Here is a 7,896-nt window from a genome sequence, read left to right as displayed (position 1 = left end):
CCACGTCGCCGGCCGAGCGGCTGGGGCTGCGCGGCCGCGGTACGGACCGCGTACGCCAAGTCGTCGTCCCGCAGGCGGAGGTGAATCGAAGCGGCTGGTGACGAGCAAGCCGGGGGCTGCCATGCCCCCGGCCCGTGCTCAGGTGAACAACTGCACATGCGCCCCCAGCCACCCGTCGAAGGTGCGCGGAGGGCGCCCGGTGAGCTCGCGCACGGTGGGGAGCGGGACGCCGCCGCGCGCCGGGTCGGGGTCCGACTGGGAGGCGAGGAGCCCGTCGACGTAAGCGGGCGGCAGCCCGGCGTCGGTCATTGCCCGGCGGGCCTGTTCGGGGGGCGCGTCGACGAAGGTGAGGGGGCGGCCGAGGGCGTCGGAGAGGCGGCGGGCCCGCTGGCGGGGTGTCAGTGGCTCGGGGCCGGTGAGCGTGTAGGCGCGGTCGCCGAGGGCGGGGGCGGTCAGCACGCGCAGGGCGACCTCGGCGACGTCGGCGGGGTCCACGACGGCCTGGGGGAGGTCGCCGAAGGGCTGGAAGACGGTGGACCGGTCGGTGATCGACCAGTGCCACTGGAGGGTGTTGGACATGAAGGCGGCCGGCCGCAGGAAGGTACAGCGGGCGCCGGTCGCGCGGTAGGCGTCCTCGGCGGCGGCGTGCGCCGCTCCGTAGGAGTCGTGTACCGGGGGCAGGGCCGCCACCGACGTCACCTTGACCACGTGCCGCACCCCGTGACGCGCGACGGCCTCGGCGATCGCCCGGTCGTGGGCCGCCGACTGAGGTCCGGCCGTCACCACGAAGGCGGCCTCGGCACCGGCCAGCACCTCGTCGGCACAGCCGGGGGCGTCCAGGTCGCCGACGACGGCCTCGACTCCCGTGGCAAGTGGGGCGCTGCTCGGGTCACGGGTCAGGATCCGCGGGCGCGTACCGCGGGCCACGAGACCGGCCACGAGCGGGCGGCCGACGTTCCCGGTGGCTCCGATCACGGCGATCACCGTGCGGCTCCCGCGGGGAGCTCCGGCGGGTGCCAGTCGCCGATCCGGGCGAGTGCCGCCTCCCCCGTCCTCGGGGGCGCCAGGGTCGTCAGGGCGTCACGCATCAGTACCTGCCACCACCGCTCGCGCAGCTTCATGCGGCCCACCCGGCGCGAGGCGGCCACGATCGCCTGGGCGCGGGGGCGCCGGCGCGCGTCGTAGTCGGCGAGCGCCTCCTCGATGTCCGGGTGGGCGGCCAGCGCGGCGCACAGCACGACGGCGTCCTCCAGGGCCTGGCAGGCGCCCTGTCCGAGGTCGGAGGTCATCGCGTGCGCGGCGTCCCCGAGCAGCGCCGTGCGTCCCGAGACGAACTCCGGGAGGGAGTCGGGGAGTTCGAAGACGTCGTCGTGCCGGACCGCGCCGGGCGGGGTGCGGCCCAGCAGGTCCGGGATGGGCCGGTGCCAGCTGCCGAACCGGCGTACCACCTCGGCGTGTTCGTCCATGTGACGCTCCCCCTGGGGCGTGTTGGCGACGGCGTACCAGTAGACCCGGCCGTCGGCGAGCGGCATCCTGCCGAACTCGTGGCCGCGGCCCCAGGTCGTCCCGCCGGGCTCCGCCCGGTCGATCTCCGCGATCCCCCGCCAGACGCTGTGCCCGCTGTACACCGGGGCCGCCGCGGCCGGCCACATCTGCGCGCGCAGGCGGCTGTTGAGGCCGTCGGCGGCGATCACCACCTGGGCCGGGACACGCACCGGGGCCCCGCCGCGGCGGTAGTGCACCAGTGCGGTGCCGTCACGTTGCCGCGCCACGCCGGTGACCTCGGCGCCGGTCAGGACGTGCCCGGCGGGCACCGCGTCGCGCAGGGCCCGGTGCAGGGCCGGCCGCGGGAGCACGGCGGTGGTCAGCCCGTGGCGGCGTACGAAGGCGGGGTCGGTGGGCGGCATCAGCCGCCGGCCCCCGGGGGTGCGGACCCCCTCCCCGCCCGGCAGCATGGTGGCGGCCAGCTCCCTGACCCGGCCGCCCACGCCGAGCTGGTCCAGCGACCGCTGGGCGTTGGCCAGCAGGGAGATGCCGGCGCCCTCGGTCCGCAGGGCCGCGGCGCGTTCCAGCACCAGCACGGAGAGCCCCACCCGGGTCAGACCGGCCGCCGCGGCCAGGCCGCCGATACCGGCCCCGACCACCACCGCGAAGGGGTGGCCGGGCGCGTCGGCGGCCATCAGATCCGCTCGCCGGGCGCGTCGGGACGTCCGGTGATCAGCAGCGACGCGCCGAACGCGAGCGCGATGACGAGCGCCGCCATCCACAGCGCCGCACGGTAGCCGTCCGCGGAGTGCGCCGCGGCCGGTCCGGCGAGCTGGGCGGCCAGGACGAACCCGAGGGACGAACCCACGCCGTAGGCCGCCGCGTTGACGCCGGGGAGCAGGCTGGGGCTCTGCGGCGCGGCGAGCAGCGCGCTCAGGCCGTTCAGCGGCGTCATGGCCCCCGCGAGGCCGAAGCCGACAAGGACCACCAGCGCCAGCACCAGCCCGCGCGAGGACAGGCCCAGGGCGAGGGCGACCAGCACCGGCACCGTCAGGGCGGTGGCGATGCGCAGGATGCGGCGCCAGCCCACCCGGGCGGCGAGGGTGCCGACGGCGGGCGCCAGGAAGACGTTGACCAGGCACACCGGCACGATGAACAGCAGCGCCGCCTCGGTGGCCGAAAGGCCGTACCCGACGTCGTGGTTCTGGCTGAACACCGGGATCACGAAGTTGATGGTGCTGAGCATGCCCATGGTGACAAGGATCGAGGTGAGCAGGACGGGCCAGGCCTGACGCGACCTCAGGTACTGGGGCGGCAGCAGCGCGTTCGGCCGTCGGCGCTCGATGGCCCAGAACGCCCCCAGGAGCAGCGCGCCGAGCATCAGCATCCCCGCCACGCCGCCCGCCGGGGCGTTCGCGGCCATGCCGATGCCCAGCTCCACACAGGCCAGGGCGAGCGAGAGCACGGTGAGTCCCAGCCAGTCCAGGCGGCCGGTCGCCACCCGGGCCGGCTCCGGTACGGTCCGGCCCACGACGAGCGCGGTGAGCACCCCGAACACGGCCATGACCAGGAACACCGACCGGTAGCCGTACCGGTCGGTGAGCCAGCCGGAGAGCAGGCCGTCCAGCCCGACGATGCCGCCGTTCGCGGCGGTGATCAGGCCCATGGCACGGCCGAACTGGCGGGGCCCCAGGGTCTGTCGCATGACCCGTAGCGCCAGGGGGAACACCGCGGTCGCCGTGGACTGCACGGTCCGGCCCACGACGAACACCGCCATCGTCGGGGCGGCCGCCGCGACGAGCGCCCCGACGACGGCCAGCGCCAGCGCACCGATCATCAGCGCCCGGGTGCGTCCGTAGTCGCTGCAGGCCGCCATGATCACCGAGAGCAGCCCGCCCAGGAGGAAGAACAGGGCCTGGGCGAGGCCCACGGCGGCCGTGTCGGCGTGCAGCCGCCGGGCGATGTCCGGGAGCGCCGGCGTGGGCATGGAGATGCACAACTGGCAGGCGACCGCCGCGAGCACGAGCGCGGCGACGAGGGAGGTCGTGCGAGGGGAGGACGGGCCGGTCACGTCGGGCGACAGGCCGGGGGCAGACGTCTGCTTCATGGCGGACCTCGTGGTGGTGGACGGGCTCAACGGGCGGACGGGCTCAACAGGGAGGCGGAGCGGGTACCGCGGGGCCGGGGGCCGGGCCGCTGTCGAGGACGGCGTCGGCGAAGGCGAGTTCGCACCGGGCGCCGCGCAGGAACCAGTCGGCCGTCTCCGCGGTCTCGGCGGGCGTCGCCGTCGCACCGAAGCGGTCGGCCAGCTCCCGCACCGCGCGCACCGCGTACCGCGCGCCCGCACCGGGCAGGTAGGCCGCCAGCCAGGGCACGTAACGGGAGTTGGGGCGCTGCCGTGCCCGGAGGTCCTCGCAGACCTCCAGGTGGAAGAGCATGAACGGCAGCAGCGCGCCGAGGCCGGCCGCCCAGGACGTGGCGGCGGCCGCGGTCACCGTGGCGCACTGGACGCGGGCGGCGTGCCGGGCGCCGGCCCCCGGATCGGGCCGGCGCACCCCGAGCGCGGGTGCCAGGCCGTCCAGCGCCGCCCGCAGCCGCGGGCCCGAGGCGAGGGTCTCGGCGGCGCAGCGCGCGAGCAGGACGAGGCCGGCGTCGTCCGCGGTGACCGTCGCACACCGGGCGAACGCGCGGCCGTAGCACGGCAGGAGGTGGCCGGTGTCCTGTTCCACGAAGCGCACCAGGGCCTCGCCGGGCAGCGTCCCCCGGCGCAGTCCGGCCCAGAAGGGGTGGTCGAGCACGTCGCGCAGCACCGGGGCGGCCAGCTCGGCGAGGTCGTCGGAGAGCATGGCGGACTACCAGGCCAGGGGGACGGTGCGCGGGCGGGAGAAGGCCAGCCCGCTGCTCCACTCCAGTTCCCCCTCCGGCACCGCCAGGCGCAGTCCGGGCAGCTCGCGCAGCAGCGCCCCGATCCCCGCCGCCAGTTCCATGCGGCCGAGTTGGGCGCCCAGGCAGTGGTGGATGCCGTGGCCGAAGGACAGGTGCGGGTTGGGTGCGCGGTCCAGGTGCAGTGCGCCGGGGTCGGGGAAGACCCCGGGGTCCTGGTTGGCGGCGTTGATCAGCGGGAGGACGGCGTCGCCGGCGGCGATGCGGACCCCGTGGAGCTCGACGTCCTCCAGGGCGATGCGCAGCGCCCCCAGCCCGCCGCCGGCCTGGGAGCGGCGCAGCAGTTCCTCGACGGCAACCGGCAGCAACTCGGGTGCGTCCCTGAGCCGTTCGAGGTCGGCGGGCCGGCGCAGCAGGGTGAGCACCGCGTGCACCAGCCCGGACGTCGTGGCGTGGTAGCCCGCGCCGAGCAGCGTGTAGCCGAAGGCGAGGAGCTCCTCGTCGTCGAGCCGGTCGCCGTCGTCGGCCGCGTTGATCAGGTCCATCAGCACGTCGTCGGTGGGGTCGGCCCGTTTGGCGTCGATCAGCCCGGTGAGGTAGCGGCTCAGCGCGCCGCGTGCCGCCACCACCTCCTCCCGCCGCCCCTTGTCGTAGCTGAGCATCACGTCGGTCCAGGCGCGGAATCGGTCGACGTCCTCGTACGGCACCCCGAGCAGCCGGCAGATGACGGTGATCGGCAGCGGCTGGGCGAGCCCGGCGACGAGGTCGGCCGGGGGCCCGGAGGCGCGCAGGGCCGCGACGAGGTCGTCCGCGAGGGCGCGCACCTCGGTGCCGAGCGCCCTGATCCGGACCGGCGAGAAGGCACCCGAGACGAGCCGGCGCAGCCTGCTGTGCTCCGGCGGGTCCATCACGAAGATCGACTTCGACCCCTCCGCGAGGGGCAGCAGCCGCGGCGCGCCCGGCGCGGTGATGGCCGCACGGCTGAACCGCCGGTCGGCCAGGACCCGGCGGACGTCCTCGTGCCGGGAGACCAGCCACACCAGGTCGCCGGTGGGGATGGCGACCCGGGCGACCGGCTCGTCGCGCAGCAGGGCGGCGTAGCGTTCCGGCGGGTCGAGCGGATCGGCCGGGGTGAACGGGAAGGTCTCGTCGGTGGGCATCGGGCTCTCTTTCCGGGTCGCTTCGTCGCGGCCGGCGCCTGCTCAGACGGGCCGGTACTCCAGCAGGGCCAGGTCACCGGGGGCGGGGTCGTTGGCCGGGGCGAAGCCGGCGGCCGCGGCCAGCCGGTTCCACTCCTCGCGGTCGCGCTCCCGGCCGCCGAGGGCCGCCATCATCTCGATGTCGGTGAGCTTGCCGAGGTCCCACGCCCCGGGTCCGGTCAGCAGCGCGTCGACGATCAGCAGCCGGGCGTCCTTGCGGCTGCCGACGGCCTCCCGGACGCGGGTCAGGATCCGGCGGGCGTCGTGGTCGCTCCAGTTGTGCAGGGTGTGTTTGACGAAGTAGGCGTCGTAGCCGGCGGGGACGGACGCGAAGAAGTCGGTCGGCACCGCGGACGCCCGGTCGGCCACCCCGCGGCGCTCGAACTCCTCCTTCGCCTCGGCGACGACCTGCGGCTGGTCGCAGACGGCTCCCGTCACACCCGGGTGGCGGGCGAGGACCTCGGCGAGGAACTGCCCGCGGCCGCCGCCGACGTCGGCGATCCGGCGGAAGCGGGAGAAGTCGAACCGCTCGAAGATCCGGTCGGTGCCCGGGTAGTGGTTCTGCACCATGGCCCGGTCGAAGAGTGCGGCGGAGCCCGGGTGCGCCCGCAGATGGTCGAAGAACGTCTCGCCGAAGGCGTCCTCGAAGGCCGGCGCGCCGGTGCGCACGGTGTGCAGCAGGTTCTCGTAGGGCCGCCACATCATCGGGTCACTGGCGAACAGGAACATGTCGCGCACGCTCCCCTCGACCCCGGTGCGCAGCCCCTGCCCGGCGGCGGTGAGGGCGAAGGCACGCTCCGGCGACTCCGCCAGGACGCCGGTGGCCGCCGCGCAGCGCAGCACCCGGTACAGGACGTCGGCGTCCGCGCCGGTCCGCTGTGCCAGGTCGGTCGCGGTGCGGGGCCCTTCGGCCAGCAGATCCGGGATGCCCAGCTGCACCAACGGCCGCAGCGCGCCGATCGTCCACTTCCCCACGAACAGCCCGATCACCCGCTGGGCAGGGGGGAGGTCGACCGGAAACCACGACAGGACCCCGGTCACCTCACCGTCGTCCTCCGCACTGCTCATGGTGTCTCCTCTCCGGCCGCGATCACGGCTCAGGTGAACCGTGCGGGCATGTGTCGGAAGCTGTTCATGAAGTTCGTGATGCTGCGCACCGGGGTGCCGGTGAGTGCGAGGTGGGGCAGCCGGTCGATCAGGGCCGCCAGCAGCAGCCGCAGTTCCAGCGTGGCCAGCCCGCGGCCGATGCAGACGTGTGGTCCGCCGCCGCCGAAGGAGACGTGCGGGTTGGGCTGCCGGCCGACGTCGAACCGTTCGGGGTGCTCGAAGGCGGACTCGTCGCGGTTGGCGGAGGTGTACCAGAGCACCACCCGCTCCCCGGCGCGGACCGGCGTCCCGGCGATCTCGGTGTCCCGGGCCACCTGGCGGGCGAAGTGCGTCGCGGGGGTGACCCAGCGGATGATCTCCTCGACGGCGAGCGGGATCAGGGTGCGGTCGGCGCGCAGGGCCGCCAGTTGCCCGGGGTGGTCGAGCAGCGCGAGCACGCCGCCGGTGACCGAGCAGTACGTCGTCTCGCTGCCCGCCCCCATGAGGGTGGTGGCGAACAGGGCGATCTCCCGCGGCTCCAGCCGGCCGGTGGTGTCGTTGCCGGCCGCGAGCAGCACCGAGAACAGGTCGTCGGCCGGTGCGGCGCGGCGGCGCCCGAGCAGCTCCTCGAAGTACGCCATCAGGTTCCCGAACGCGGCCACCGCCTTCTCGGGGGTGCTGTGGTGATAGCCCGGGTCGCCGAGGTTGACGGTGTGCCGGGTCCATTCGACGACTTGGGCGCGTTCGTCGGGCGGCACCCCGATCAGTTCGGTCAGCACCTCCAGCGGGAGCTGCATCGCGACGTCCTCGGCCAGGTCGAACTCCCCGGCGGCGGCGCAGTCGTCGAGGATCCGGTCCACGATCGCCGCGACCGGTTTCTCCAGCGCGGCCAGGCGGGCGGGGGTGAACCCCTTGAAGGCGAGCTTGCGCAGGCGGGTGTGTTCGGGGGCGTCCAGGAACGAGATCAGCGGCAGGCCGGTGCTGTCCTGGCGCACCGAGGTCATCGTGCTCGGGCCGGAACGGAAGGTGTCGTGGTCCCGCGAGGCCCGCACCACATCGGCGTGGCGCACCAGGTACCAGAACGGGTAGCCCTCGGCGTCGTGCGCCCGGGTGAGTCCCGGGCGGTCGCGCAGGTGGCGGAAGTAGTCGTGGGGGACGCCGCCGGCGAAGGCCCGCGCGTCCATGAGGTCCCTTTCCTGCATGGTCTCTGCACTCTCCGCGGCGCCGGGACTGCCGCCGTGGT

General features: G+C 74.9%; 7 protein-coding genes. All 7 read right to left on the bottom strand.

Annotated features, from left to right (window positions below; translation table 11 throughout):
- Nucleotides 1–138 precede the first annotated feature (138 nt).
- From EST92_RS15025 to EST92_RS14995, 7 genes are read right to left on the bottom strand one after another with little or no spacing between them, the layout of a single operon-like run.
- Nucleotides 139–975: an NAD(P)H-binding protein gene (locus EST92_RS15025; protein ID WP_254068820.1), complete on the bottom strand. Its 837-nt coding sequence runs from the start codon at nucleotides 973–975 to the stop codon at nucleotides 139–141.
- A gap of 5 nt (nucleotides 976–980) precedes the next feature.
- Entirely contained in the window at nucleotides 981–2,180 is a 1,200-nt protein-coding gene (locus EST92_RS15020; RefSeq protein WP_129281442.1) for an FAD-dependent monooxygenase, read from the bottom strand.
- Entirely contained in the window at nucleotides 2,180–3,592 is a 1,413-nt protein-coding gene (locus tag EST92_RS15015) for an MFS transporter (RefSeq protein WP_129281441.1), read from the bottom strand. Before EST92_RS15015 ends, EST92_RS15020 begins: the two co-directional genes overlap by 1 nt.
- Before the next feature lie 43 nt (nucleotides 3,593–3,635).
- Nucleotides 3,636–4,331, bottom strand: a complete 696-nt coding sequence (locus tag EST92_RS15010) for a TenA family transcriptional regulator (RefSeq protein WP_129281440.1) — start codon at nucleotides 4,329–4,331, stop codon at nucleotides 3,636–3,638.
- A gap of 6 nt (nucleotides 4,332–4,337) precedes the next feature.
- Nucleotides 4,338–5,528, bottom strand: coding sequence for a cytochrome P450 (locus EST92_RS15005; RefSeq protein ID WP_129281439.1), 1,191 nt, complete (start codon nucleotides 5,526–5,528; stop codon nucleotides 4,338–4,340).
- 42 nt (nucleotides 5,529–5,570) lie between these two features.
- A complete protein-coding gene (locus EST92_RS15000; protein ID WP_129281438.1) occupies nucleotides 5,571–6,635 on the bottom strand; it encodes a methyltransferase in 1,065 nt (354 codons plus the stop codon).
- A 29-nt stretch (nucleotides 6,636–6,664) separates the two neighbouring features.
- Entirely contained in the window at nucleotides 6,665–7,855 is a 1,191-nt protein-coding gene (locus EST92_RS14995; RefSeq protein ID WP_129281437.1) for a cytochrome P450, read from the bottom strand.
- Nucleotides 7,856–7,896 lie beyond the last annotated feature (41 nt).

It is taken from the genome of Streptomyces sp. TM32 (genome assembly GCF_004122755.1).
In the GTDB taxonomy this organism is placed as follows: Bacteria; Actinomycetota; Actinomycetes; order Streptomycetales; family Streptomycetaceae; genus Streptomyces; species Streptomyces sioyaensis.
Note: the sequence above shows the minus strand (reverse complement) of the source record. Positions and strands in the feature narration are given on the sequence as shown.